General features: G+C 70.8%; 21 protein-coding genes and 1 tRNA gene. 4 read left to right on the forward strand and 18 right to left on the reverse strand.

Annotated features, from left to right (window positions below; genetic code table 11):
- The 5 genes from RBH18_RS21375 to RBH18_RS21395 form a co-directional block, all read right to left on the reverse strand.
- Nucleotides 1-203, reverse strand: a 203-nt coding sequence (locus RBH18_RS21375; RefSeq protein ID WP_306210489.1) for a DUF397 domain-containing protein, incomplete at its 3' end; no start/stop codon positions are given.
- 189 nt (nucleotides 204-392) lie between these two features.
- Complete coding sequence (locus RBH18_RS21380; RefSeq protein WP_306210490.1) at nucleotides 393-590, reverse strand: DUF397 domain-containing protein; 198 nt, start codon at nucleotides 588-590, stop codon at nucleotides 393-395.
- Between the two features lie 43 nt (nucleotides 591-633).
- Nucleotides 634-1,545: a helix-turn-helix domain-containing protein gene (locus tag RBH18_RS21385; RefSeq protein ID WP_306210492.1), complete on the reverse strand. Its 912-nt coding sequence runs from the start codon at nucleotides 1,543-1,545 to the stop codon at nucleotides 634-636.
- Nucleotides 1,546-1,722: 177 nt separating this feature from the next.
- Nucleotides 1,723-2,166, reverse strand: a complete 444-nt coding sequence (locus RBH18_RS21390) for a DUF6232 family protein (RefSeq protein ID WP_306210494.1) — start codon at nucleotides 2,164-2,166, stop codon at nucleotides 1,723-1,725.
- A 682-nt stretch (nucleotides 2,167-2,848) separates the two neighbouring features.
- Nucleotides 2,849-2,925 (reverse strand) — tRNA-Thr (locus RBH18_RS21395).
- A gap of 108 nt (nucleotides 2,926-3,033) precedes the next feature.
- Here RBH18_RS21395 and RBH18_RS21400 point away from each other — a divergent pair.
- On the forward strand, nucleotides 3,034-4,827 hold the full coding sequence (locus RBH18_RS21400; protein ID WP_372338955.1) for a metallophosphoesterase: 1,794 nt from the start codon (nucleotides 3,034-3,036) through the stop codon (nucleotides 4,825-4,827).
- Nucleotides 4,828-5,218: 391 nt separating this feature from the next.
- Here the strand turns inward: RBH18_RS21400 and RBH18_RS21405 are convergent, their stop codons facing one another.
- Nucleotides 5,219-6,055: a PSP1 domain-containing protein gene (locus RBH18_RS21405; protein ID WP_306210496.1), complete on the reverse strand. Its 837-nt coding sequence runs from the start codon at nucleotides 6,053-6,055 to the stop codon at nucleotides 5,219-5,221.
- A gap of 222 nt (nucleotides 6,056-6,277) precedes the next feature.
- Here RBH18_RS21405 and RBH18_RS21410 point away from each other — a divergent pair, with 222 nt between their 5' ends.
- On the forward strand, nucleotides 6,278-7,948 hold the full coding sequence (locus RBH18_RS21410; RefSeq protein ID WP_306210498.1) for an ICP22 family protein: 1,671 nt from the start codon (nucleotides 6,278-6,280) through the stop codon (nucleotides 7,946-7,948).
- 101 nt (nucleotides 7,949-8,049) lie between these two features.
- Here the strand turns inward: RBH18_RS21410 and RBH18_RS21415 are convergent, their stop codons facing one another.
- From RBH18_RS21415 to tmk, 5 genes are all read right to left on the reverse strand, one after another.
- A complete protein-coding gene (locus RBH18_RS21415) occupies nucleotides 8,050-8,661 on the reverse strand; it encodes a hypothetical protein (protein WP_306210500.1) in 612 nt (203 codons plus the stop codon).
- Nucleotides 8,661-8,978, reverse strand: coding sequence for a hypothetical protein (locus tag RBH18_RS21420; protein ID WP_306210503.1), 318 nt, complete (start codon nucleotides 8,976-8,978; stop codon nucleotides 8,661-8,663). The genes RBH18_RS21415 and RBH18_RS21420 overlap by 1 nt, the downstream gene beginning before the upstream one ends.
- Complete coding sequence (locus tag RBH18_RS21425) at nucleotides 8,978-9,304, reverse strand: YbaB/EbfC family DNA-binding protein (RefSeq protein ID WP_306210505.1); 327 nt, start codon at nucleotides 9,302-9,304, stop codon at nucleotides 8,978-8,980. The genes RBH18_RS21420 and RBH18_RS21425 overlap by 1 nt, the downstream gene beginning before the upstream one ends.
- Before the next feature lie 294 nt (nucleotides 9,305-9,598).
- Nucleotides 9,599-10,789 (reverse strand): DNA polymerase III subunit delta', encoded by a 1,191-nt coding sequence (locus tag RBH18_RS21430; protein ID WP_306210507.1) that lies wholly within the window; start codon nucleotides 10,787-10,789, stop codon nucleotides 9,599-9,601.
- 19 nt (nucleotides 10,790-10,808) lie between these two features.
- Nucleotides 10,809-13,382 carry a dTMP kinase gene (gene tmk, locus RBH18_RS21435; RefSeq protein ID WP_372338959.1) on the reverse strand — a complete coding sequence of 858 codons (2,574 nt, stop codon included), beginning with the start codon at nucleotides 13,380-13,382 and terminating at the stop codon, nucleotides 10,809-10,811.
- A 255-nt stretch (nucleotides 13,383-13,637) separates the two neighbouring features.
- On the opposite strand from tmk, the gene RBH18_RS21440 reads away from it, so the two are divergent.
- The gene (locus RBH18_RS21440; protein ID WP_372338956.1) at nucleotides 13,638-14,843 is read left to right on the forward strand and encodes an amino acid deaminase/aldolase; all 1,206 of its coding nucleotides are present in this window, start codon (nucleotides 13,638-13,640) and stop codon (nucleotides 14,841-14,843) included.
- Nucleotides 14,844-14,850: 7 nt separating this feature from the next.
- On the opposite strand, the gene RBH18_RS21445 is transcribed toward RBH18_RS21440, so the two are convergent.
- A complete protein-coding gene (locus tag RBH18_RS21445) occupies nucleotides 14,851-15,480 on the reverse strand; it encodes a TetR family transcriptional regulator (protein ID WP_306210508.1) in 630 nt (209 codons plus the stop codon).
- A gap of 137 nt (nucleotides 15,481-15,617) precedes the next feature.
- On the opposite strand from RBH18_RS21445, the gene RBH18_RS21450 reads away from it, so the two are divergent.
- Complete coding sequence (locus RBH18_RS21450) at nucleotides 15,618-16,931, forward strand: D-arabinono-1,4-lactone oxidase (protein ID WP_306210510.1); 1,314 nt, start codon at nucleotides 15,618-15,620, stop codon at nucleotides 16,929-16,931.
- A gap of 32 nt (nucleotides 16,932-16,963) precedes the next feature.
- Here the strand turns inward: RBH18_RS21450 and topA are convergent, their stop codons facing one another.
- The 6 genes from topA to RBH18_RS21480 all read right to left on the reverse strand — a co-directional run bounded on the left by topA (nucleotide 16,964) and on the right by RBH18_RS21480 (nucleotide 24,947).
- Entirely contained in the window at nucleotides 16,964-19,768 is a 2,805-nt protein-coding gene (topA, locus tag RBH18_RS21455) for a type I DNA topoisomerase (protein WP_306210512.1), read from the reverse strand.
- A 228-nt stretch (nucleotides 19,769-19,996) separates the two neighbouring features.
- Nucleotides 19,997-20,782, reverse strand: a complete 786-nt coding sequence (locus tag RBH18_RS21460; RefSeq protein WP_306210514.1) for a hypothetical protein — start codon at nucleotides 20,780-20,782, stop codon at nucleotides 19,997-19,999.
- A gap of 2 nt (nucleotides 20,783-20,784) precedes the next feature.
- Nucleotides 20,785-21,315: a hypothetical protein gene (locus tag RBH18_RS21465; RefSeq protein ID WP_306210516.1), complete on the reverse strand. Its 531-nt coding sequence runs from the start codon at nucleotides 21,313-21,315 to the stop codon at nucleotides 20,785-20,787.
- 74 nt (nucleotides 21,316-21,389) lie between these two features.
- Nucleotides 21,390-23,759 (reverse strand): sodium-translocating pyrophosphatase, encoded by a 2,370-nt coding sequence (locus RBH18_RS21470; RefSeq protein ID WP_306210517.1) that lies wholly within the window; start codon nucleotides 23,757-23,759, stop codon nucleotides 21,390-21,392.
- A gap of 391 nt (nucleotides 23,760-24,150) precedes the next feature.
- Nucleotides 24,151-24,591, reverse strand: a complete 441-nt coding sequence (locus tag RBH18_RS21475; protein WP_306210519.1) for an ATP-binding protein — start codon at nucleotides 24,589-24,591, stop codon at nucleotides 24,151-24,153.
- The gene (locus tag RBH18_RS21480; RefSeq protein WP_305787710.1) at nucleotides 24,588-24,947 is read right to left on the reverse strand and encodes an STAS domain-containing protein; all 360 of its coding nucleotides are present in this window, start codon (nucleotides 24,945-24,947) and stop codon (nucleotides 24,588-24,590) included. The genes RBH18_RS21475 and RBH18_RS21480 overlap by 4 nt, the downstream gene beginning before the upstream one ends.
- Between the last annotated feature and the right edge of the window lie 56 nt (nucleotides 24,948-25,003).

Below are 25,003 nucleotides of genomic sequence, written 5' to 3' on the forward strand. Positions count from 1 at the left end.
CAGCCGAAGTCGAACTCGCCGCGCTTCACGCCGTCGGCGAAGATCGCCCATTCCTGCGCCGTGAAGCGCAAGGGGCCGGTGCCCGGCTCTTTCGAGTCCCGGACCAGATAGTCGTTCCCCACCCTGGCGACCTCCACGCAGGTGCTCGTCCCACAGCGGCCGGCCCTGCGCCAGACGATCGACTGCTCCGCCCTGTCTGCCATGTTTCGCTCCTCCGTATCAGCTCCCAAGGAACCACGGTAGGGGTCACGAGCACGGCGTCATATGAGAGCAACAGTGAGTGAACCCCTGCCGGAGGTTCAGTCACGGCTTATCTCCGCATATGTCGGCTACTTTGTCCGCCTCGCGCACGATTTGAGACAATAACCATGCGCAAGGCGGCTAACACAGGGTCAGAACTGGAACTCTCCGTCGCGGACGCCGTCCACGAACGCGACCCACTCCTCCTTGGTGAAGGACAGGGCGGGCGCCTCCGGCTGCTTCGAGTCACGGATCAGGTAGGTGTCCTCGCCGACGCGGGCCACCTCCACGCACGTGGCATTGCCGCACTTGCTGCTCTTCCGCCATGCGGGCATGCTGACGCTGTTCATCTTTTCGCCTTTCAGCCCGCGACCGAGGGTCACGGGCCCTCGGTTAAGGAAGATATGTGGGCCGTGGCCCCTGCGCTTCCAATTCATCGATACGCTTACGAACGAATTCGATCGTGTCAGCTTCGTTCAGTGCCTCGTGCCAGACCCGATCAAATCGAGCACGATGCCGTTCGGTCGTCGACTTGGTTTCGATCGCCTCGTCGGTGAGACCGTTCTCGTGATACAGCAACATGCCCTCGGAATCGTTTTCCCCGAGCGAGAGCAGGTCAAAGGTGGCGTTGTTGGTGACCGGGGCGTTCAGCGCGTACGGGATCATCCGCAGATTGATCCTGCCCTCGCTCGCCAAACGGTGCATCTCGCGCATCTGCTCGGTGAAGACCTCGGCCCCACCGATCGGGCGCATGAGCACCGACTCGTCCAACAGCACGAACAACTCAACGAGCCCGCCGCGATTCAGAAGTGCCTGCCGGCGTCGCTGTCGCGCGTCGAGCTTCAACCGGGCGAGCTCGTCCGGGAAATCGTCGCCGTACAGCTTCATGAGGGCATCGGCATAGCTGGGAATCTGGAGCGTGCCCGGGATGAAATAGATCGACCAATAGCGGATCCGGCTCGCCTCGGACTCGTATTCGATCAATTTGCGCAGCGACTCGCTGAGCACTTCCCGGAAGGCCGGGGTCTGCCACCAGACCTGGCGCTGCCGGGTGCGGGCGATCCGCGCGTCGATCAGCAACGCGCTCACCACGGACTTGTCCTTGACGCCCAGGTAGCCCAGCAGCGGCCGCAGATCGTTCGGCGCGATCGTGACCTCGCCGTTCTCAATCCGGATCACCTTGCTGAGCGACCACTCCATCTCGTCGGCGACCTGCTGCTGCGTGAGGCCGGCAGCCTCCCGCGCCTCACGCAGCGCCACTCGCACGCGTCTGCGCGCGACAGTGGGCGTGGCAGCCTCAGCCATCAGTCCTTCATCGTCGAAGTCAGGTGGGCGGTGCACCGGATGCGACCTCGCAATGTGCCATGAAGCACCCTGCGAGGTCGCGGGTCACTCTATACCCGACTAGTACCAGACCGGGAAGGCGCCTACCCATGGTTTCGGAAAAGATATCTGTTGTTTTGTAGTCACATGACGTGACGGTCACGCCGCCGCGAGCCCGTAGCCCTCACGGTCCGCGACCCGGTCCTCGAGGTTGCGGCGCACGGCCCGCTTGACCTGGTTGAACGCGGTGATGTCGGCACTCGAGTAGACGACGGTCCAGGTGCCGGCGTAGTCGGCTTCGAGACTCCACGTGCGCGCGGCCCGGCGACGCACTGTGGTCAGCACGAGAAGCCAGAAGAGGGCCGCCGCCGCGGTCGCGGCCAGGCCGATCGAGCGCCCCGCGTAGGCGTACGTGACGCCCGCGAGAGTGACAAGGCCGGCCGTCCCGGCGAGCAGAATGCCGATTGCCTGAGCCGCGGGCTCACCCCGGACCACGCGAACCTCCCGGACCGCATCGAAGTGGAAGACCTGAGTCGGAGCGGCAAGCCAGACGAAGTGGCGACCGGTGACGATCGCGTCGGGGCCTCGATAGTAGGTACGCACCGTACGAGCTCCTTCCGTGCAGGCCGGCGAGGAAGGTACGGGCCGCCGTTGCGACTCGGAGAGAATTCCCACCTCGCGTCGTTCGTGCCGTCGTGTCGAAGGGCCGGGGTGACAACGGCACCCGGTTGCCGCCGGGTGCCGTCCCTGCACTTCGAACTCCGCCCTGTGTTGCTGACTCAGGAGACCACGGCCACAAGTCTGATCGCCACTGTTCAGAGTGCCATATGGCAGATAGCGACAAGCAAGATTGAGGGGTACGCCGCTGACCTGCGCAGACATCGATGAACGCCCTTGCGCCGGTGTGCTGCGCGGGTAGCCCGTTCGGCGTAAAGGGCCAGCTGGCGCCGGGCTCCTCCCGCGTTGTCAGCCTCGCGCACGGCTCGGCTTCATGGGGCCCGGCCTCGCGCGGCATGCGCTCGCGACTTGACGATGCGCGTCGCCGAATCGATCCGTGCCTTCGGTTGGAGCGATGCGGGCGCACCGGCGGAATCTCGGACGTGGTGCCGGGACGAGGTGCGCGCGGGTCCGGCGCTCTCGCGGCCGGGCGCGGATGTGCACCCTCGGTCTTCCTTGCGAGCCGCGCTGGACCCGCACCTCCGGCGCCCTCGACTCAAACGCCGGCGGGATGAGCGAAGGCCCGGCGACTCTGGGAGTCTTCCCAGGTCACCGGGCCTTTGCCGGATGGAGCCGCCTGTCGGAATCGAACCGACGACCTACGCATTACGAGTGCGTCGCTCTAGCCGACTGAGCTAAGGCGGCAACGGTGACCAAGTGTACGGCATAGCCCGGCCCCACTCCCGCAGGAGGGGTGCACCCGCGAGAAAGATCGACAAGCCTCTCGTCGTACCCCCGGACTAGGGTGCTCCCGTGACCGATCATCAGCCGCCGCCGCGCCCCCGGGAGCCGTCCGCCGAGGGCGAGCCGTCGCGTGCCCGGCGACCGGAGAGCATGGACCCGCGGCAGCTCGGCTTCACGCCGCAGCGGCCGGTCGGGTGGCTCGCGCCGTTGCTGCTGCTCAACACGGGGCTGCGCACGCTGCTGGCGATCCTCTTCGGCGCGTTCCTCGACAAGCGCGAGCTGCAGAACGCCCTGTCCGCCGAGTCCTTCGAGGAGCCGGGCGACGACGGGGAGCTGTGGTTCGACTATGTGGCCGACCTCGGCGACGGCTTCGACGCGACCTATTCGGTGGCCTACCTGCTGGCGCAGCCCGAGCTGGCGGTCGGCGGCGAGCGGCTGCTTCGGGGCCGCATGCTGCTCATGGGCGGTGACCAGGTCTATCCGGTGGCCAGCGGCGACGGCTACGAGAATCGCACGAAGGGCCCCTACCGCGCCGCGCTCCCGGAGGCGCCGGCCGAGGCTGCCCAACCGACGCTGTACGCACTGCCCGGCAACCACGACTGGTATGACGGGCTCACGGCCTTCCTACGCCTGTTCGCGCGTCGCCGCGACGGGCACATCGGCGGCTGGCGCACCGGTCAGCGCCGCTCCTACTTCGCGGTGCGGCTCCCGTCGAACTGGTGGCTCTTCGCGATCGACGAGCAGTTCGGCGCCTACATCGACGATCCGCAGCTGCTCTATTTCGCCGAGGTCGCCCGGCAGCTGGGCCCGCAGGACCGCGTGATTCTCATGACCCCCTCCCCCACGTGGGTGAAGGCCGCGCAGAAGCCCGAGGCGTACGACGCCGTCGACTACTTCCTGCGCACGATCCTGGCGCCGACCGGGGCCGAGGTGCGCCTCCTGCTCTCCGGAGACCTGCACCATTACGCCCGCTACTCCGGCCCCGACCGGGAGCTGATCACGTGCGGGGGCGGCGGCGCCTACCTCGTGGCGACGCACAATCTGCCGCAGACCCTGACCGTGCCGCCGCGCGAGACGCTCACCCGCAGCGCCAGCCGCAGCCGCGACTACGAGCTGGCCGAGGCCTTCCCCAGCAAGGCCGAGTCACGCCGCCTCAGCTGGGGAGTCTTCCGCAACGTGCCGATCCGCAACCCCGGCTTCGCGACGATGCTCGGCATCCTCCACACCCTCACCATGCTCGCCATGGCGGGCGCCGCCGGCGAGGGCGACATCTTCCGGCGCCTCTTCAGCATCCCGCTACTGATCATGCTGGCCCTGATCATGACCGGCACGGTGCTCTTCGCCCAGCCCCCGGACGCGGCCGAGCCCCACCACGCCCGCCACTGGATCCTCGGCCTGCTGCACGGCTTCGCCCACATCGCCCTCGCCGCCGGCGGCACCTGGCTCTGGCTCCACCTACCGTTCCACGACTGGTCCTGGCCGGGCCCGTTCGTGGTCGCCGCGGTCCTCTACGGCCCGGTGATCGCCTTCGTGGCGACGCAGCTCCTCGCGTTCTACCTCCTGGTCGCCGGCCTGTTCTTCGACGTCAACACCAACGAGCTGTTCGCGGGGCAGAGCATCGAGGACGCCAAGAGCTTCCTGCGCCTGCACATCGCCCCGGACGGCACCCTCACGGTGTGGGCCATCGGCATCAACCGCATCTGCCGCAAGTGGACCGCCGCCCCGGAGGCCGAGCCGCACGACTCCTGGCTCCGACCCGCCGAGCCCCTCGTCCCCCACCTCATCGAGCCGCCGATCACGGTCGACGGCCCGACCACCCCGGAGCCGCCGATCGCCGTGCCGAGCGAGCCCGCCACGACCTAGCAACCCGCCCTGGTCTCGCCGCCCACGGACGTCACATCGGCGCTGGCGGCCCGGCGCCGGGCCCACCAACACTGAACCGACCGCCGCCGGACCGACCGACGCTGGGCCAACCGGCGCCGGGCCGACCAGCACTGGCCCAACTGGCGCTGGGCCGACCGGCACTGGGGCGGGCCGACCGGCGCTTATGCCTGCGCGGCTTCGCGATCGTGCCCGTCGCGGACCCCGTCTCGGACCCGGACGCGTCGGTCAGTCGAAGGTCTCGTCGCGGGCCGCGAGGCGCCGGTCCGCCAAGGTCTCGTCGCGTGCTGGGAGCCGCCGGTCCGCCAAGGTCTCGTCGCGTGCTGGGGGCGTGGGTCAGCCGGAGGTCTAGCCGGGGGGCTGGGGGCGTGGGTCAGCCGTAGGTCTCGTCGTGGGCCTGGCGGGGGGCGCAGACCGAGGCGCGGCTGCAGGAGCAGCGGGAGCCGTCGGCGTCCATGCGGACCACGACCGAGTCCTTCGGGACGCTGTGAGCCACGACACGGCCGTCGCCCTCGGGGGTTGAGACGCGGGAGCCGACGGCCGGGGCCGAGGCTTGGAACTTCTGGTAGAGCGGGTGCTCGTACTTGAGGCAGCACATGAGGCGGCCGCAGGCGCCGGAGATGCGGAGCGGGTTGAGGGGTAGGTCCTGGTCCTTGGCCATTCGGATGGTGACCGGCTCGAAGTCCGTGAGGAAGGTCGCACAGCACAGGTCGCGGCCGCAGGAGCCGATGCCGCCCTGGACGCGGGCGGAGTCGCGGGCCGAGAGCTGGCGGAGCTCGACGCGGCAGTGCAGGGTGGCGCCCAGGTCGCGGACCAGGGAGCGGAAGTCGACCCGGTGCGGCGCCGTGAAGTAGATCGTGGTGCGGGGGCCGCCCGAGACCGCCTGGTCGAGGACGTGGTCGACCGCGACGACCTTCATCGGCAGCTCGTGGGCCTTGATCAGCTTCTTGGCCGCGACCTTCGCCTCGGCCTTTCGTTTTCTGAGCAGGTCGTCGCGGCGCAGGTCCTGGTCGTCGGCGAGGCCGGCCACCTTAGAGAAGCCACCCGTGTCCTCGCTGACCCATTGCGCCGCCCAGACGCACTCCGCCACCTCGGGCCCGTCGTCGGTGGGGACCAGCACCCGGTCGCCCACCTGCGGCGAGAACTCGCCCGGATCGAGGTAGTAGAGGCGGCCGTACCGGTTGAAGCTGACCGCGCACAGCATGCCCATGCATCCACCCTACGGCGACGCACCGTGCGTGCGAAATGGTCCAGAACTACATAGATCCCCGCAACCCCCTGCATCGAACCTCGTTGGGCAGTCCCGTAGACGCCGCCCACGCGGCGGCTTTCCTTGGGGGAGGACATTTTCATGATGCCCGTCGGGCCCGCACGAAATGATCATGGTCGACCTGTCGGTGCGACCGGCCATCTGACAGAACGGGACGATCGGGTGCACCTTGCCCGTACGCCGGCAATCATCGCCTTCGCCCGCGGCCGGCGCCGGGCTCTCGCCACGCCGTCCGTTGCGTTGGCCGGCAGCCAGTCGCCGCGACGGCCGTCGACGCGGGTGCGCCGGGGCCTGGTGAGCGCGGGCGCCTTCGGGGCGATCAGCGCCCTGCTGCTGCCGTTGCCCGCCCATGCCGCGCCGGCGACGTGCGGGAACGCTCAGCGGTACTCGGCGCAGTCCGGCAGTCAGATCATGCGGATCACCGAGCTCGACCTCGACGGCAAGCGCACCGAGGAGAAGACCGGCCCGGCGGTGCATCTCGGCGACGCCAAGTCGGCGATGGTCGCGCAGGCGCCGGTGAGTTCGGCAGCCGTGGCGCGCATACTCGACGCCAAGGACGACGCCACGCCGGAGTCGGTGACGCAGCTGCTCACCCAGCAGGCGCCGCCGACCAACAAGACCGCGGCGAAGCTGCCGACCCGTTCGGCGGACATCGGACCGCTCAGCCTCGGCGACGGGAAGCTGAGCACTCACGCGCGCTGGGTGGACGGCATGGCCTGCGGCACCAGGTACGGCGAGGTGACTCGCGCCACGGCTCGGCTTCGTACGGCAGCCATCGCCGACGGGGACGAGCAGCTGGCGGCCGTACCAGCAAAGGCGGAAAGCGTGAGCACGACGGCGCTGGAGCGCAACGGCTCCGCGGCGACCACCGTGGCGGCCGCCACGTTGAACGGCGGGAACCTGGAGCTGCTCGACGGGGCGGTCCGCATCACCGTCAAGAAGGCGCCGCGTCTCGAAGCGCGGATGTCCACGAAGGACGGCGGGGAGGTGCGCTACGTCCCGGCCATTGTGGAGGTGTCCGGGGAGGGCGTGCGCCGCGCCCGCCTGGACGAGGCCGGCGACGAGGTGGAAGTCACCGTCAAGGGAGCGTCTTCCCCTGACGCCCGGGCCATGGATGAGGCCGACGCCGAGGACGGGACGGAGAAGGTCGAGGAGAGCACGAGGCAGCGCGCCGAGCAGCCCGCCGCCGAGGACTCCGGCGAGGAGAAGCCGGCCGGCGACTCGGACGGGTCGCGGCTGGGTCCGCTGGGGCGGTTGCCGATCATCGGCGGGCTGCTGAGCGGCGGGAAGAACACGCCGTTGCCCGAGATGCCGGATGTGCCCGAGGTCAGCGAGCCGGAGTCCGCGCCCGCTCGCGGATCGGACGCCGGCTCTGGCAGCGACGCGGACGAAGGTTCGGACGGCGACGCGGGCTCCAGCGATGAGGGCTCCGAATCGGGCGCCGAGACGAAGGTCACCGTGTCGCTCGGCGAGGTCCGGCAGGCCACCAACAACCACGCCATCGCGGCGCGGGCGGCGGCGCTTTCGGTGCGCATCGCCGAGGGTACGGCTGGCAAGCGCACCAAGCCCGGCTACGCCGAGGCCCGTACCGTCAGCTTCGACGTCGGCGTCCTCGAAGCAGCCGCCGTCTCCCCCGAGCCTGCGAACGCCGCCACCGGCACCGCGGCCGGCGGGGTCTCCGGCGGCACCGCGGGCATGGCGGGAGGCGCCGCGACCCTGCCCATCACCGGCCCGAAGGTGACCGTCGTCGCCTTCACCGGCGTGGGTCTGCTCCTCGCCGGCGTAGCGGCCGTCGTCGCGAGCACCCGAGGCCGCCGCCGTTCCCGCTCCTGACCGCCCGGCTGCGGCGCCGACCCAGTGAGCGGCGCCGCGGCCGATCACCCCTGCGACATGTGCCGCTATGGCAGCTGAGCCTGGTGAGCTTGTCATGGGCGTCAGAGGGTCAGCGGCCGCTTGAGCTTGGTCGTTTCGAACAGCAGGTCCTGGCCGGCGTCGTACGCATCCGCGACGGCTCGGAGCACCACCGTTGCCGCCGCCGCGGCTGCCAGCGTGTCGGGCAGGGACTCCGGATCGGGCTCCTCGCCGGAGAGCCTGACAGACTCGACCGAGGTCAGCACCTCGACGAGGGCTGCGGCGGTGGCGCTCCGGGCGGTGGACATCCACGCGGCCAGGCGCTCGGCGAGCGTGGCGGAGGCGGCGAGGCGCTCGTCGAGGCTCTGGTCGGTGCCGCTGAGGTGGTTGGCCAGGCGTTGCCTGGTGCGGTCGTACGCCTCGGCGGCCGGACCGGACCAGGAGCCGGAACCGGGCAGGGAGCCCGCGATGCCCGCATAGTCGCGGGACTCGCGCCGCAGCCGTTGGGCCGCCTCCTGCAGCTCGGCGGGGCGGAGCGCCGCGACCGCTTGCACCGCGTCGCCGGGCAGCAGCCGCACGCGACGAATCTGGCGCCACACCTCGTGTCCGGACGGCGCGCCGCCCCACTCAAGCATCGCGTCGACGCGGCGCAACAGGGCATCCGTCAGGGGCAGGAGGCGGTCGAGGCTGTCCATCAGAATCCCCGGCGGAAGCGATGCGCCACGGCCTCGTCGGTCGCCGCGTATTCCTCGTCGGTGACACGCACGTCCGTGGCCAGATTGCGCAGACGGGTCGCGGCGTCGGCCGCCTCGAACGATCGGGCGGCGAGAACGGCGGCGAAGTGCTCACGCATCTCCCGCGCCACTCGCCCCGGCAGGCCTTCGCCCGCCCCGAAGCGCGAGTCACCCGCGCCGAAGGATGCGCGCGTCATCTCGTACGCCGGAAGCTCCCGCTCGACGGCCGCCAGCTCGCCGACGACATGCTCCAGCTTGTCCAGGATCGACTCCAGCATCACTGCTCACCGAGCACCCGGAAGCCGTTGAACACCTCGTCGTGCAGCTTCCGCCGGGCCCACTCGGCCGCCTGTGCCGCGTTCGTGACCACTGCCTGCATCTCCCTCGCCACCTCCGGGCCGGTCCGGTTGTGCAACGAGCCCCGGATCCGCACCTCGGTGATGGTGCCCGTCGCACTGACCAGCAGCTCGATCGAGCCGTCCGGCGACTGCACCGACACGACGTGGGCGGCGACCGCCCGTTCGTACTCAGCCCGCAGGGCATCGAGCCGATGGTGCCGCTCGATCGCCTCTTCGATCCACGCCTCGTCGATCTCACGGGGCATGCGCAGGCTCCTTACCTAGCGTGTCGCAGTTGTTGCGTTACGCAGGGGACGCTACTCGGTCCGATCGCCTCGGCGCATCTCATGTGGACGGAAGCTGTGGATAACCCGCGCCTGTGGATAACTCGATTCGGCGGCTGCGGATCGGGCTAGGGTTTGCGCCACCTCGGCTTCCACAGCGAGGCGCCCGACGACTACGACAGCACGACGACACCGCTGCGAGCCGGGCGGCGACGGCTTCGACAAGCGGATCGTGCGGGACGAGCAAGCAGGCAGAGAGGGAGGTCGACTGTGGAATCAGCCGCGCCAGAGGCTCAGCATCATGGCCTCCACGGCGATCTTGGGTTTGACGTTCTGGTCGATGGCTTCGCGGCAGGCGAGCACGGCCTCGAGCCGGCGGAGCGTGCTTTCCGGGGTCCACTTCCCGGCGGCGGCCGAGCTCTGGGAGGCGGTGTCGGTGTGCACCACGCCGACCGGGGCGCGCATCGAGGTGACCAGCACGTCGCGGTAGAAGGCGGCCAGGTCGACGAGGGCCCTGTCGAGGGCGTCCCGCTGGGCACGCGTGAGCCGGGACTTCTGCCGCTTCTCCAGCTCCTTGAGCTGGCCGGCGGCGCCGCGCATGGCTCCGGCGGCGCCACGGCCGGTGCCGCCCGCGCCGAGGGCCTGCTCGAGGGCGGCGCGCTCGGAGGTGACGGTGTCGGCCGATGCGGCGGCGGCCTCGGCCTCGGCGGCCTCGATCAGCGCGGAGGCGGCGTCGAAGCAGGCGCCCACACCGGTGAGCCGGCGCGGGACGGTGAGGACCGCTTCGCGGCGGGCACGGGCGTCGGGGTCGTTGGCGAGCCGCTTGGCCCGGCCGACGTGGCCCTGCGCGGCCGCGGCGGCCCACGCGGCGAGGTCGGGCGCGATGCCGTCGCGGCGGACGAGCACTTCGGCGACGGCCTCGGCCGGAGGCTGCCGCAGGGCGACCACCCGGCAGCGCGAGCGGATGGTCACCGAGATGTCGTCGGGGTGCGTCGACGGGGTGCAGAGCAGGAAGACCGTGCGGGGCGGGGGCTCCTCGATCGCCTTGAGCAGGGCATTGCCCGCGGCCTCGGTGAGCCGGTCGGCGTCCTCGATCACGACGGCCTGCCAGCGGCCGCCGGACGGGGCGCTGGCCGCCCGCAGCACCAGGGCGCGCATCTCGCTGACGCTGATGGACAGGCCCTCGGGCACCACGAAGCGCACATCGGCGTGGGTGCCGCCCAGGGCCGTGCGGCAGCCGTGGCACTCGCCGCATCCCGCGCCGTCGCGCTCGCACTGCAGGGCGGCGGCGAAGGCCCGCGCCGCCACCGAGCGACCGGAGCCGGGCGGGCCCGTGAAGATCCACGCGTGGGTCATCGCCCCGCTGCCGGCGACGTCACCGGCCACGATGCGGGCGGCGGCCGCGGCGGCCCGGCTCAGCGTCGCGACGGCCTCGTCCTGCCCGACCAGCTCGGCGAAGACACTCATGCGGTCAATTCTCGCTCGCTCACCGGCGCTCGCCCACCGGGCCCTCGCCGGCGGACCCGTCGTCCCCATCGGCCCGGGCGCGGTTGCCGGTCAGGTCTTCGAGCACTTCGAGCGGCGCCTCCTCCTCGGCTGCCTTGCCCGGGTGCGCAGCCCGCTCCTTCGCCGCAGCCTGGTCCGGCTCGGCCGACGTGGCCGGGATCACCTGCGTGGCATCGGCGCGCGGCAACGCGACGGTCGCGTCGGCGGGCTCCGGCAGCCTCGTCGTGGCATCGACCGAGGAGCGCGCCAGCGAGCCCGTGGCATCAGCCGAGGGCGGCAAAGAGACCGTGGCATCAGCCGAAGGAGGCAACGACACCGTGGCATCAGCCGAGGGCGGCAACGCAACCGTGGCATCAACCGTCGGCGGCAACGCGATCGTGGCGTCAGGAGAGGAAGGCTGCGCGGACCGAGGGGGCCGTGTCCCGGCGGGCAGGATCACCGCAGTCTCATCGGGCGCACGACCGGCCCGCACCACCACGGTCTCATCGGGCGAAGCAGAACCCGGCGCGGCGGGCGACGTGAGGTCCGGCGCGGTCAGGTCGGGGCCGGGCGGCAGATCCGTCGAGGCCGGCGCCGGGTGGCTGTCGTCGCCCGCCGTCAGCAGGCCGTTGACCCGGGCGGCCACGACCTCGGCGATCTCGCCCATCGGCCGGGCCGCGTCCAGGACCAGGTACCGCTTGGGGTCGGCCGAGGCGAGGTCGAGGAAGGCGTACCGGACCCGCTCGTGGAACGACCGGGACTCGCTCTCCAGCCGGTCCTGCCCTTCGCCGCGGTCGTCGACGCGGCCCAGGCCCACGGTCGGGTCGACGTCGAGCAGCACGACGAGGTCGGGCTTGAGGCCGCCGGTCGCCCACGACGACAGCCAGGAGATCTCCTGGACCGGCAGGGTGCGGCCGGCGCCCTGGTACGCCAGCGAGGAGTCCACGTACCGGTCGCTGATGACGACGGCGCCGCGGGCGAGGGCCGGGCGGACGACGGTGGCGACGTGGTGAGCGCGGTCGGCGGCGTACAAGAGCGCTTCCGCCCGTGGGGAGGGGGCGCCGTCGGCGGAGTGGGAGAGGACGAGGCTGCGGATGCGGGCGCCGACGTCGGTGGCTCCGGGCTCGCGCGTGACGACGACGTCGTTGCCGGCGGCGATCAGGCTTTCGGAGAGGCGGGTGACCTGGGTCGACTTGCCGGCGCCCTCGCCTCCTTCGAAGACGACGAAGATGCCCGTACGGGTGAAGGGCTCGGCCGCCGACAGCGGGCGGCCGCGGACTGCTCCCCACAGGTCGGCGAGGACCGGGACGCCCTTTTTGTCGTCCATCTGGCGGAAGGCGGCGATGCCGGACCAGATGCCGACGGCACCGGCGACGAGCAGCAGGACGCGCGTAGACGAGAGGTCGAAGGAGAGGGCGCCGGAGCCGATGCGGCGGGAGCCGCCGAGGCCGGTCAGGACGCCGGCGATCGAGATGGCGGCGAGCAGGACGAGACGGGCGCCGATCTGGACGACGGCGAAGACCCGGCCGCGCACCTCGTCGTCGACCTGGCCGCCGAGCAGCGTGACGCCCGCGAGGAACGCCATGCCGGCGCCCATGCCGACGAAGACCGCGCCGAAGAGCGCCATCGAGAGGTGGAAGGCGACGGACAGGAAGGCGACGGCGCCGCTGGCCAGGACGAGGCTGATGCCGAACCAGCGCCGGCGCGACAGCTCCTTGACGATCGTGGGGCCGAGGCCGATGCCGATCGCGAGCCCGATGAAGAGGGTGCCGAAGAGCAGGTAGAAGGCCGCGTCGCCGGCGCCGAGCGAGCTGGTGAAGAAGCGCGCCGTGCCGATGACCACGCCGGCGCCGGCAAAGGCTCCGAAGATGCCGAGGACGAGGCCGCGGACGAACGGGGTGCGGCCGATGTACTGCCAACCCTCGCGGAACTGCCGCCAGATGCTCTGCTCGGCGTTGCGCTCCTTGCGCTCCCGGCTGCCCTCGCTGATCTCCTTGATGCCGAAGAAGACGACGGCTGCCGTGGCGGCACGGGAGAAGGCGTTGATCCACAGGGCCAGCTGGACGGGCTCGGCCCAGTCGGGCAGGCCCCCGATGGGGCCGCGGACCACGCCGTCGAGGGCGGCGAGCACGAGGGCCGCCAGGATAGGCGTGATGCCGTATGTCGAGATCAGGCTGAGCTGGTTGGACGCCTCGAGCCGGCCGCGCGGGATGAGGTTGGGCACCGCCGCTTCCTTGGCGGGGATCCACATCATGGTGATCGTCTCGCCGAGGAAGGTGGCGATGACCGCCCACGTGACGGTGAGGCCGCCGGAGTCGCTGATCAGGGCGACGAGCGGGATGGACCCGTACACCAGGAAGCGCAGGATGTCGCAGATGACCATGGTGTAGCGGCGGTCCCAGCGGTCCGCCATGACGCCGGCGACGGGGCCGAGGAGCAACCCCGGCAGCAGGCGGATGGCGATTGTGCTGCTGAACGCGCTGCCCTGCGCGACGCTGCCGCTGACCTGCTGCGACGCGAAGAGCGCGGTGGCCAGGGTGCCGATCCAGTCGCCGAACGACGCCGCGCTGAGCACCAGCCACAGCCGCCGGAAGGGCCGGATGCGCAGCACTGCCCGCAGGGCCGCGATCCCCGAAAGGTCCACCGGCCCGGCGTCCTGCCGCGCCGAGCTCGTCTCGGTGTCGATGACCGTACCTCCCGCTGCGCGAAGCGCGTTGTCGCTGCCCGAAGCACTCTAACGGGCCTGCGCAGCAAGCCGGGTCGCGCACGATCGGGTGGTGCCCAAGATGAAGGTGTTTCGTCTTTGTCGATATGCCGATAGGTTGCAGTCGTGATCGCCGAACGTATGGCACTGCGCCAGCGCCTCGACCGTGCCACCGAGAAGCTCGAGAGCCCGGTGGCAGTGGTCGACCTGACCGCGTTCGACGCCAATGCCGCCGCGCTGACGGCCCGGGCGGCCGGCAAGCCGATCCGGGTGGCCAGCAAGTCCGTCCGCGTCCGGGCCCTGCTGGAACGGGTGCTGCGCCGCGACGGCTGGTCCGGCGTCATGGCCTACACGCTGCCCGAGGCGATCTGGCTCGTCCGGCAAGGGGTGAGCGACGACGTCCTGGTCGGCTATCCGACCGCGGACCGCACCGCCCTCGCCGAGCTGGCCGCCGACCCGGCCCTGGCGGCCGCCGTGACGCTGATGGTGGACAGCGTCGACCATCTCGACTTCATCGACTCCGCCATCGCCCCCCAGCACCGCCCCGAGCTGCGCGTCTGCCTGGAGCTGGACGCGTCCTGGCGACCCGTGGGCCCGTTGCACGTGGGCGTGCGGCGCTCACCCGTCCACACCGCGCGGGAGGCCGGGGAGATCGCCCGGCAGCTGGTCGCGCGTCCGGGATTCACGCTCGCCGGGATGATGGCGTACGAGGCGCACATCGCCGGCGTCGGCGACCTGCCCCCGGGTCAGGCCCTGCGCGGCAGGGTGATCCGGCAGATGCAGCGCATGTCGTACCCGGAGCTGCTCGAACGCCGGGCAGCAGCGGTCCGCGCGGTGCGCGAGCACGCCGAGCTCGAGTTCGTGAACGGCGGCGGCACCGGCAGCGTCGCGGCCACGGCGGCCGACGGCTCCGTCACCGAGGTCGCCGCGGGATCCGGCCTGTTCGGGCCGACGCTGTTCGACGCCTACCGGGCGTGGCGGCCCACCCCGGCGGCGTTCTTCGGCCTGTCGGTGGTCCGGCGGCCCGCGCCCGGCATCGCCACGGTGCTCGGCGGCGGCTGGATCGCCTCCGGGCAGACCGGTCCGTCCCGGCAGCCGATGCCCTGGCTGCCCGAGGGCCTCAGGTTCAAGGCCGACGAGGGCGCCGGCGAGGTGCAGACGCCCCTCATCGGCCCGGCAGCCGAGCAACTGCGCCCCGGCGACCGGGTCTGGTTCCGTCACGCCAAGGCCGGCGAGCTGTGCGAGCACGTCAACGAGGTGCACCTCGTCGACGGCGACACAGCGGCGCCGACCCCGACCTACCGCGGAGAGGGGTATGCGTTCCTCGGCTAGAAGAGCGTCACGCCGGCACGTGCCGGTGCAGATACTCGCGGATCAGCGCCTTGGCCTCGGTGAGGACGGCCTCGTCGCCGGTGACGTCGCGGCGGAACGCGAGCTTGATCAGCGCGTCCGCCGACTCGACCGCGATCAGCAGCGCGAAGCGCAGCCGCTCCGGCTCCGCCAGCTGGAACTGCTCGACCAGCAGCTCGGCCAGCCGGTCGCCGATGACCGCGTTGTTGTCGCGCTCGGCGTCGAGCAGGTGCAGGTCGACGACGTCACCGAAGTGCAGCGTGCGGAAGCCCGGCACGCTGCGGTGCATGTGAATGTAGGCGTCGATCGCCGCGTCGACGCCGTCCCACCAGTGGGCGAAGGTCTCGTTGGCGAAGCGCGCGGACAGGCTCTGCAGATACGCATCCATGTTGCGCATCGCGAGGGCCTGGACGATGGCCCGCTTGTCCGGGAAGAACTGGTACACGGAGCCGATGGCTACCTCGGCCCGCTCGGCCAGCAGGGTGGTGGTCAGGCCCTCGTACCCGACCTCGTCCACCAGCTCGGCGCAGGCGTCGAGCATGCGCTGGACCCGGGCAACGCTTCTGCCCTGCACCGGAACCCGCCGCAGCGGACCGGTGGTGACGGTTGGTGTCGACACGCGTCGCCACTCCCTCTCAGCAGTGATAATCGGAACGTTACTCGGATCAACGAGCGAGAAGCATCGACGGGACGCCGTGGACGGCGAGCTTTCCCGGTTTTGTGCGACTGTGCGCTCCGCGGGAGGACAAGGCGGAAATGACCACTGACTTCGCACCCCCCGCCGCCGCGCGCCGCTGGCGCAACTGGGGACTCAACCAGGAGTCCCTGGCGATCGACGTTCTCACCCCTGGCACGGTGACCGAGGTGGCCGCCCAGGTCAAGGCGGCCGCGACGGCCGGACGCCGGGTCAAGGTGGTCGGAAGCGGACATTCGTTCACCGCCATCGCCGTCGCGGACGACCAGCGCATGCTCCTGCACCGGCTGGCCGGGCTGGTGTCCGTTGACGGCACGCTCGTCACCGTTCAGGCCGGAATGCCGATTCACCGGCTCAATCCGGTGCTCGCCGAGCACGGCCTGGCCATGCCCAATCTGGGCGATATCGACCAGCAGACCGTCGCCGGCGCCATCTCCACGGGTACCCACGGCTGCGGCGCGACGCACGCCACGCTGGCCTCCTGCGTCGAGGCGGTGACCATGGTCACGGCGTCGGGTGAGGTTCTGCACATTGACTCGTCCTCGGAGCTTTTCCCGGCCGCCCGCCTCGGCCTCGGCGCCCTCGGCATCCTCGTCGAGGTGACCCTGCGCTGCGTGCCGGCCTTCGTGCTGCTGGCCGACGAACGCCCGATGCCGCTCGCCGAGGTGCTCGCCGGCCTCGACGAGGGCATCGCCACCAACGACCACTTCGAGTTCTACTGGTACCCGTACACCGATCGGGCCCAGCTCAAGCGCAACAACAAGGTGGAGGTCTCCGACCGCCCGCTCGCCGCGTCGCGACGCTGGCTCGACGAGGAGTTCCTCTCCAACACGGTCTGGCAGGGCGCGTGCAGGATCGGTCAGAAGATCCCGGCCATGGTGCCGTCGATCAGTGCGGTCGCCGCCCGTGCCCTGACCGCCAGGACCTACACCGAGCGGTCGGACCGGGTTTTCTGCACGTCACGCCGGGTGCGCTTCACCGAGATGGAGTACGAGATCCCGCGCGAGCACGTCGCCGAAGCGCTCGCCGCCCTCCCCCGGATCATCGAGCGGCTCCCGTTCAAGGTGCAGTTCCCGGTCGAGGTGCGCTTCACCGGCCCCGACGACGTCTGGCTGTCCCACGGCTACGGGCGTGACTCGGCGTACATCGCGATCCACCAGTTCTCGGGCAGCCCGTACGAGCCGTACTTCCGCGCCTTTGAAGCGGTCTGCGAGCCGCTCGGCGGCCGGCCGCACTGGGGCAAGCTGCACTATCGCGACGCGGAGTCGCTGCGCCGGGCGTACCCGAAATTCGACGACTTCCTGGCCGTGCGCGACCGCCTGGACCCGGACCGGGTCTTTGCCAACCCCTACCTCGAGCAGGTGCTGGGCAGCTAGACCCGGTTGTCCACAGCGTTATCCACAGGCCGTCACTCGGCGGCGGCAGTGGCCTTCTTCGGGGCTGCCTTCTTCGCCGGCGCAGCCTTCTTCGCGGGAGTGGCCTTCTTCGCTGCGGTCTTCTTCGCTGCGGTCTTCTTCGCGGCGGGCTGGGCTCCGTCGGCTGCGGCCTTCTTGGCCGGGGCCTTCTTCGCCGCCGCCTTCTTCTTCGGCGCCGGGCCCTTCGCGCGCTTCTCCGCCAGCATCTCGGAGGCCTGCTCGACGGTCAGCTCCTCGGGCGTCTGCCCGCGCCGCAGGGACGCGTTGAACTCGCCGTCGGTCACGTAGGGCCCGAAGCGGCCCTCCTTGATGACCATGGGCTTCTCGGTCTTCGGGTCCGGGCCCATCTCGCGCAGCGGCGGCTTGGGCGCCCCGCGCTGACCCCGCTGCTTCGGGGCGTTGAGCAGGGCGAGCGCCTCGTCGAGCGTGACCGTGAAGAGCTGGTCCTCGGAGGCGAGCGAGCGGGAGTCCTTGTCGCGCTGCACGTACGGGCCGTACCGCCCGTTCTTCGCGACGATCTCGTTGCCCTCGGGGTCCTTGCCGACCACCCGCGGCAGCGTCAGCAGCTGGAGCGCCTGGTCGAGCGTGAGCGTCTCGGGCGACTGCGAGCGGAAGAGCGAGGCCGTCAGCTCGCCGCTCGACACGTACGGACCGTAGCGGCCGGACTTGAGCACGACGGGCTCGCCGCTGGCCGGGTGGTCACCGAGGGTCTTCTCCCCGCCGCCGCCGAGGAACAGCTCGGCGACCTTCTCCGGGGTCAGCTCGTCCGGGGCGATGCCCTCGGGGATGGAGACGCGGTCGCTCGCCGGCTCCTCGGTCTCCCCCGGCGGCTGCTTCTGCAGGTAGGGACCGTAGCGACCGACCCGGACGACGACGTGCTTGCCGTCCTCGTCGTCGAAGAGGGGGATCGAATTGATGGAGCGCGCGTCGATGGCACCGAGGTTCTCGGTGACCAGCTTGCGCAGACCGCCCGCCTTCGCGATGGCGTCGTCCGCCCCGGCCGTCTGGCTGCCGAAGTAGAACGACGTGAGGAAGTCCAGCGACGCATGGTCGCCCCCGGCGATGCCGTCGAGGTCGTTCTCCATGGCCGCGGTGAAGTTGTAGTCGACCAGGCGCGGGTAGTGCTGCTCCATGAGGTTGATCACCGCGAACGCGATGAACGTCGGGATCAGCGCCTGGCCGCGCTTCTCGACGTAGCCCCGGTCCTGGATCGTCTGCATGATCGACGCGTACGTGGAGGGGCGGCCGATGCCCAGCTCCTCCAGCGCCTTGACCAGCGACGCCTCGGTGTAGCGGGCGGGCGGGCTGGTGTGGTGCCCGGCCGCGGCCAGCTCCTCGGCGGTCAGCGGCTGGTCCTTGACCAGGTTGGGCAGGCGGCGCTCGGCGTCCTCGGCGTCGGCGTTCTCGTCGTCCGAGGACTCGACGTAGGCGCGCAGGAAGCCCGGCTCGGTGATCGTCTTGCCGGTCGCGCCGAAGTCGGCCTCCTCGTTCGCCGAGGACACCGCCCGGATGCGTACGGAGATCGAGTTGCCGACCGCGTCGATCATCTGCGAGGCGACCGTGCGCCGCCAGATCAGCTCGTAGAGCCGGAACTCGTCGCCCTGCAGCTCGTGCGCCAGCTCACCGGGCGCCCGGAAAGTGTCCCCGGCGGGCCGGATCGCCTCGTGCGCCTCCTGGGCGTTCTTGACCTTGCCGGAGTAGCGCCGGGGCTCGGACGGCACGTTGCGCTCGCCGTACAGCTCGACGATCTGGCGCCGCGCGGCCGCGATGGCGGTCTCGGAGAGGTTCACCGAGTCCGTACGCATGTAGGTGATGTAGCCGTTCTCGTACAGCCGCTGGGCCGTCCGCATCGTCTGCGCGGAGGACATGCGCAGCTTGCGCGCCGCCTCCTGCTGCAGCGTCGAGGTGATGAACGGCGCGTACGGCTTGCGGCGGTACGGCTTCTCCTCGACGCGCGTGACCTTGAACGGCTGCCCCTCGAGGCGTGCGGCGAGCCCGCGGGCGCCGGCCTCGTCGAGCTGCACGACGGCCGCGCCGGGCTTGAGCCGGCCGGTGGTGGCCTCGAAGTCCTTGCCCGTGGCGATGCGGTCGCCGTTGAGCGCGATCAGGGTGGCCCCGAAGCGCCGGGCGCCCTCGACCTTCTCCAGCACGGCGAGCTGGGCGTTGATGTCCCAGTACTCCGCGGAGCGGAACGCCATGCGCTGGCGCTCACGCTCGACGACGATGCGCGTGGCGACGGACTGGACGCGGCCGGCGGACAGGCGCGGCATGACCTTTTTCCACAGGACGGGGCTGACCTCGTACCCGTAGAGGCGGTCCAGGATGCGGCGGGCCTCCTGCGCGTCGACCAGGTTCTTGTCGATGTCGCGCGGGTTGGCGACCGCGGCCTGGATGGCCTTGCGGGTGATCTCGTGGAAGACCATCCGCTTGAACGGGACCTTGGGCTGGATCGTCTCGACCAGGTGCCAGGCGATGGCCTCGCCCTCGCGGTCCTCATCCGTGGCGAGGAAGATCTCGTCGACCTCGCGGGCGAGCTTCTTGAGCTTGGCGATCTGCTGCTTGCGGTCCGAGGAGATCACGTAGAGCGGGTGGAAGCCGTTGTCGACGTCGACGCCGAGGCGCGCCCACGATTCACCCTTGTACTTCTCGGGGACCTCGTCGGCGTTCTTCGGCAGGTCGCGGACATGGCCGATGGAAGCCTCGACGAAATAGTCGGGCCCCAGGTAGCCGGCGATCGTCTTGGCCTTCGACGGGGACTCGACGATGACCAGACGGGTCGTCCTGGCGTTGCTCGGCACGGCACTCCCAAACTTCGGCTTCACTCGGCGACCTGCCGCAGGCGGCAGGTTGTGCCCGGCGGTCGCCGCGAGCGGCTGGCGCACGGACGTTCAACGTAACGCGCCGGACGAGCTCCCATTCCCCGGGCAGGCAGAAGTCGGATGGTAACGGCCCGGCCACCGCACGCGTCCGACTGGCGACACCGTACACCGGGAACATGGCGTCGTGCCGCACACAATCACGGAAGATCATGCGGCTGCGCTGCCCGGCCACAGCCGCGCGGGCGCCGCCTCCGGCCGGTCCCCGACCAGCTCAGCGAGCCGCGCGAGGCGTCTGCGACCTGCGATCACGTACGCCGGACCGGCCTGGATCGTCCCGGCCAGGCCGACCTTGGTCAGCGCCGCATCGACCGCCTTGTCAAGCGAGCCGTCGGGATTCAGACCGAGGGCGTAGCCCTGCGGCCGGGGAGCCCCGGCCGCCGCGGCCCAGAGCCGCAGCCGCGGGCCGTTGAGGAAGAGCTTGCCGGGCGGCGGCGGCCAGGCGCGGGCCAGGCCGTTCAACCTGCTGCTGTACGCCGTCCGCACCTCGAACCCGACGACCGGCGCCGCCACCTCTTCTTCCCCGGGCTGCTCGGCCGGCGCCGACGTGACCGAGGACTCGTCGTCCTCGTGTTCCACCGGAACCGACGTGAGTTCCGCCACGCGCTCCTCTTCCGGGTGCTCGGCGACCGGCTGCCAGTTGACCACGAGACCGCGCCCGACCAGCTCCTCGACGAGGACGTGCACGCGCCAGGCGGCGTCGACGCGGACGGACACCCGGGCCGTACCCCCCATCGTGCCGAGGATCCCCGGGCCGGACAGCAGGCCGGCCAGGTCGGCCAGCGACGGGTCGATCGCCTCCACCCCGAAGACGGACAACTGCTTGCCGGCCGGGGTGCCGGCGCCCGGCGCCGCGCGGCGCCGGGGTGGCGTGGCGCGCTCGACCGGCGCGGGCAGCACCTCGCGCGGAATCAGCGGCCACCCGGGCTCGGTCATGGTCAGCGGCACTCCGGGGCTTCGTCGAACGCCTGCTTGAGCTCTACCGATGACAGTTTGCTGGTGTCCAGCTCACTGGCCTGGTACTCCGTGTTCAGCGTGTCGACGACGGAACCGACCTTGGTGTAGAAGTCCTTCGACTCGGCGGTCGAGAGCCCCTCCACCCCGGTGCGGGCCTTGCCGTAGGCGTCGCGCATCGCACTCAGCGATGTGGTGAAGCTCTCCGCGACCTGGGCGCCCTCGTCCACGTCGGGGACGCCCGCCTCCGCCACCCCGGCGCGCGCCTTCTCGCTCGCGGTCTCCGCACCGCCGAAGAGCCGCATCAGGTTCTCCTTGGCCTGGGCGGGCGTCGTCTCGGCAGTCATCTGCTGCTGCGTCCTGGTCGCGAGGTCGCCGATCTCGGTGCGCCACGGGGCGAGCACCTTGCAGACCGTGGCAGCCCAGGCCTGTGGGGTCGGGCTGCCCGAACAGGCACCCAGCGTCACGACGCACGAGATAACGAGGAGGAAAGACAGGGAGCGGGCCGAGCGCATGGATTGCAGCGTACGGGTAACGCACCGTGGAGGGCACCTGGCGAGCGCCGGGCGCCCTCCCCGACTCTGTCCGATCAGGCAACCACCCGCTCGGAGGAGGACGGTGTGGTGGGCGTCTCGTCACCCATGGAGATCGGCTTGCGCTTGCTCCAGACCACGGCCGACACAATGATCAGTACGGCCACCACGGCGATGCCGATCCGCAGGCCGGTGTTGGCGTCGTCGCCGATGCTCCAGGCGACCACCGCCGGGGCGATCAGCAGCGAGACCAGGTTCATGACCTTGATCAGCGGGTTGATCGCCGGGCCCGCCGTGTCCTTGAACGGGTCGCCGACCGTGTCGCCGATCACCGTCGCGGCGTGCGCGTCCGAGCCCTTGCCGCCGAAGGCGCCGTCCTCGACGAGCTTCTTGGCGTTGTCCCATGCGCCGCCCGAGTTGGCGAGGAAGACCGCCATCAGCGTGCCCGCCCCGATCGCCCCGGCCAGGTAGGACGCCAGCGCGCCGGCGCCCAGCCCGAAGCCGACCGCGATGGGCGCCAGGATCGCCAGCAGACCCGGGGTGAGCAGCTCACGCTGGGCGTCGCGGGTGCAGATGTCGACGACCCGGCCGTACTCGGGGCGCTGGGTGCGGTCCATGATGCCCGGGAAGTCGCGGAACTGGCGGCGCACCTCCATCACGACCGCGCCCGCCGAGCGGGAGACCGCGTTGATGGCCAGCCCGGAGAAGAGGAAGACGACGGCCGCGCCGATCAGCAGGCCCACCAGGTTGCGCGGGTTGGCGATGTTGAGCAGGCCCAGGATCTCGCCGCCGATCCGGTCGGCGGAGATGCCGGCGTCGGCCAGGGAGTCCGAGAGCGTGTTCGTGTACGACCCGAAGAGCGCCGTGGCGGCCAGCACCGCCGTGGCGATCGCGATGCCCTTGGTGATCGCCTTCGTGGTGTTGCCGACCGCGTCCAGCTCGGTGAGGATCTGCGCCCCGCGCTCGTCCACGTCGCCGGACATCTCCGCGATGCCCTGCGCGTTGTCGGAGATCGGGCCGAAGGTGTCCATCGCCACGATGACGCCGACCGTGGTGAGCAGGCCGGTGCCGGCGAGTGCGACCGCGAAGAGTGACAGCGTGATGGACGAGCCGCCGAGCAGGAACGCTCCGTACACGCCCGCGCCGATCAGCAGCGCCGAGTAGACGGCCGACTCGAGCCCAACGCTGATGCCCGCGAGCACCACCGTCGCCGGGCCGGTCTGCGACGACTTGCCGATGTCCTGGACCGGGCGCCGCTGCACCTCGGTGAAGTAGCCGGTCAGCGCCTGGATGGCGGCGGCGAGCACGATGCCGATCACGACCGCGCCGATCGCGACCCACTGCGGGTTGCGACCACTTTCGGCCACGCCGGCGGCCAGGTCCTCCCCGAAGCCCGCGAAGGAGCTGGGCAGGTACGTGAAGCTGACGATCGCCACGATGACCGCCGACAGCAGCGCCGAGATGTAGAACGCGCGGTTGATGGCGGTCAGGCCGTTGCGGTCCGAGGCGCGCAGCCGCGTGATGAAGACGCCGACGATGGCGATGACCACGCCGACCGTCGAGATGATCAACGGGAAGATCAGGCCGTCCGTGCCGAACGCCGCCTGGCCCAGGATGAGCGCGGCGACGAGCGTCACGGCGTACGACTCGAAGAGGTCAGCGGCCATGCCGGCGCAGTCACCGACGTTGTCGCCCACGTTGTCCGCGATCGTCGCCGCGTTGCGTGGGTCGTCCTCGGGGATGCCCTGCTCCACCTTGCCCACCAGGTCGGCGCCGACGTCGGCCGCCTTGGTGAAGATGCCGCCGCCGACCCGCATGAACATGGCGAGCAGCGCGGCACCGAAGCCGAAGCCCTCCAGCACGGTCGGCGCGTCCTCCCGGAAGATCCAGACGACCAGGGCGGCGCCGAGCAGGCCGAGGCCCACGGTCATGAAACCGACCACCCCGCCGGTCCGAAAGGCGATGCCCATGGCCTTCTCCCGGCCGCCGGACTCGCCCGCGGCCGCGGCGACGCGCAGGTTGGCCCGGGTCGCCAGCGCCATGCCCGCCCCGCCGATCACCGAGCTGAAGGCCGCGCCGACGACGAAGAAGAGCGATCGGCCGATCTTGACCCAGGTCTCGTTGCCGCCGGTGTCGTGCACCGGCAGCAGGAAGAGCAGCACGACCGCGATCACGACGAAGATCGCCAGGGTGCGGAACTGCCGCAACAGGTAGGCCGATGCGCCCTCCTGCACGGCGCCGGCGATCTCCTGCATGGACTGGGTGCCGCGGGCCGTCTTCAGCACCGACTGCACGAACATGGCGGCGAATCCGAGCGCGACCAGGGCGAACACCACGGCGACGACCACGAAGACGAGGTTGCTGCCGCCCAGGGAAATGGTGCCGCTCTCGGCCGCAAGGTAGGTAGTTGTGGAGGTTCCGGACATCAATGTCCTCCCGCTACACCGACTGACGCCGGACAGCGGACGAGTCTGCCGGCGCTTCCCCCGCACGAGGGGACGACGAAACCGGGTCCCGCGGGCGCGGAACCCCGGAGCAGTGACTGACTACCTGCGCACTGTAGCGGCTAACGTGTCGATGGTCACATCCGGACGGAGGCGCATTCCAGTGAGATCCATCGCTGTGTTAGCGCTTGGCACAGCGCGCCGGAAGGCCCTACTCTCCCGGCCGCGACCTGGGTTTTCCCGTCCTCTGCGCCGAGCGGTGTCCTCTTTGCGCCAAGCGGTAACGCCCTGCCACTTTCGGGCAGGGCGTTGCTCGTGCGTCGTGGTGTGCGGGTGCTGGGGTCTTCCCCGGATCCCGTCCCGTCGGGCGCTCTTACCTGCGGGCGACCGGCCAGACCATGCGGACCTCGGTGCCGATGCCCTCGTCCACGGGGCGCACCTGCAGGTCGTCGACGAAGCCGGCGAGCAGGGCGAAGCCCACGCCCGTCGTCAGCGCCTCGTCGGTCAGCGACTCGTCGGCCAGCTCGTCCGGCGGCAGCTTGGTCAGGCCGATGCTGGCCTCGATGGGTGCGCGGTCGATGACCCGCACCGTGTAGGAGTCCGAGTCGGACATCTCGACCATGACCAGGTCGGGAATGCCGTACTGATTGTGCAGGGCCACCGCCCGGGTGCAGGCCTCACCGATGGCGAGCCGCACCTCGTCGAGCAGGTCCTCGGCGACCCCCGCGCGCCGGGCCACCGCCACGCCGACCAGCCGCGCCGTGCGCACGTGCACGGGGGCGGGCGAGAACGACAGCCGTACTGTTGCCATCACGCCGTCGGAGGGTTGTCGGAGCGTTCTGAGGTAGCGGCCTCGACGGAGGGGTAGATCGGGAAGACCTGGTCCAGCGCGGTGATCCGGAAGATCTTCAACAGCGGCTCCTTGGCGCAGACCAGCCCGAACGTGCCACCGGCGGCGCGGAGGCGCTTGAGCGCACCGACCAGCACCCCGAGCCCCGTCGAGTCGAGGAAGTCGACCTTGGCCAGGTCCACCACCACATTGCGGGCACCACCGTCGACCAATTCGACGAGCCGCTCCCGCAGCCGTGGTGCGGTGTAGACGTCCACTTCACCGCCGACGTCGAGCACCGTGTGCTCGCCGACGGTACGGGTCGTCAGAGACAGCTCCATCGGTCCTCCTCCCTCCGGACAAGCCTGCAGGCAGCCGATCCCCCGAGCGAATCTAA

Source organism: Actinoplanes oryzae (assembly GCF_030757795.1).
Taxonomy (GTDB): domain Bacteria; phylum Actinomycetota; class Actinomycetes; order Mycobacteriales; family Micromonosporaceae; genus Actinoplanes.

Coding starts and splice junctions, on each gene's coding strand:
- RBH18_RS21380 (WP_306210490.1), bottom strand. CDS start 590: ATGAACAGCGTCAGCATGCCCGCATGGCGGAAGAGCAGCAAGTGCGGC.
- RBH18_RS21385 (WP_306210492.1), bottom strand. CDS start 1,545: ATGGCTGAGGCTGCCACGCCCACTGTCGCGCGCAGACGCGTGCGAGTG.
- RBH18_RS21405 (WP_306210496.1), bottom strand. CDS start 6,055: ATGGGCATGCTGTGCGCGGTCAGCTTCAACCGGTACGGCCGCCTCTAC.
- RBH18_RS21415 (WP_306210500.1), bottom strand. CDS start 8,661: ATGGACAGCCTCGACCGCCTCCTGCCCCTGACGGATGCCCTGTTGCGC.
- RBH18_RS21420 (WP_306210503.1), bottom strand. CDS start 8,978: ATGCTGGAGTCGATCCTGGACAAGCTGGAGCATGTCGTCGGCGAGCTG.
- RBH18_RS21425 (WP_306210505.1), bottom strand. CDS start 9,304: ATGCCCCGTGAGATCGACGAGGCGTGGATCGAAGAGGCGATCGAGCGG.
- RBH18_RS21430 (WP_306210507.1), bottom strand. CDS start 10,789: ATGAGTGTCTTCGCCGAGCTGGTCGGGCAGGACGAGGCCGTCGCGACG.
- RBH18_RS21450 (WP_306210510.1), top strand. CDS start 15,618: ATGACCACTGACTTCGCACCCCCCGCCGCCGCGCGCCGCTGGCGCAAC.
- RBH18_RS21460 (WP_306210514.1), bottom strand. CDS start 20,782: ATGACCGAGCCCGGGTGGCCGCTGATTCCGCGCGAGGTGCTGCCCGCG.
- RBH18_RS21465 (WP_306210516.1), bottom strand. CDS start 21,315: ATGCGCTCGGCCCGCTCCCTGTCTTTCCTCCTCGTTATCTCGTGCGTC.
- RBH18_RS21470 (WP_306210517.1), bottom strand. CDS start 23,759: ATGTCCGGAACCTCCACAACTACCTACCTTGCGGCCGAGAGCGGCACC.
- RBH18_RS21480 (WP_305787710.1), bottom strand. CDS start 24,947: ATGGAGCTGTCTCTGACGACCCGTACCGTCGGCGAGCACACGGTGCTC.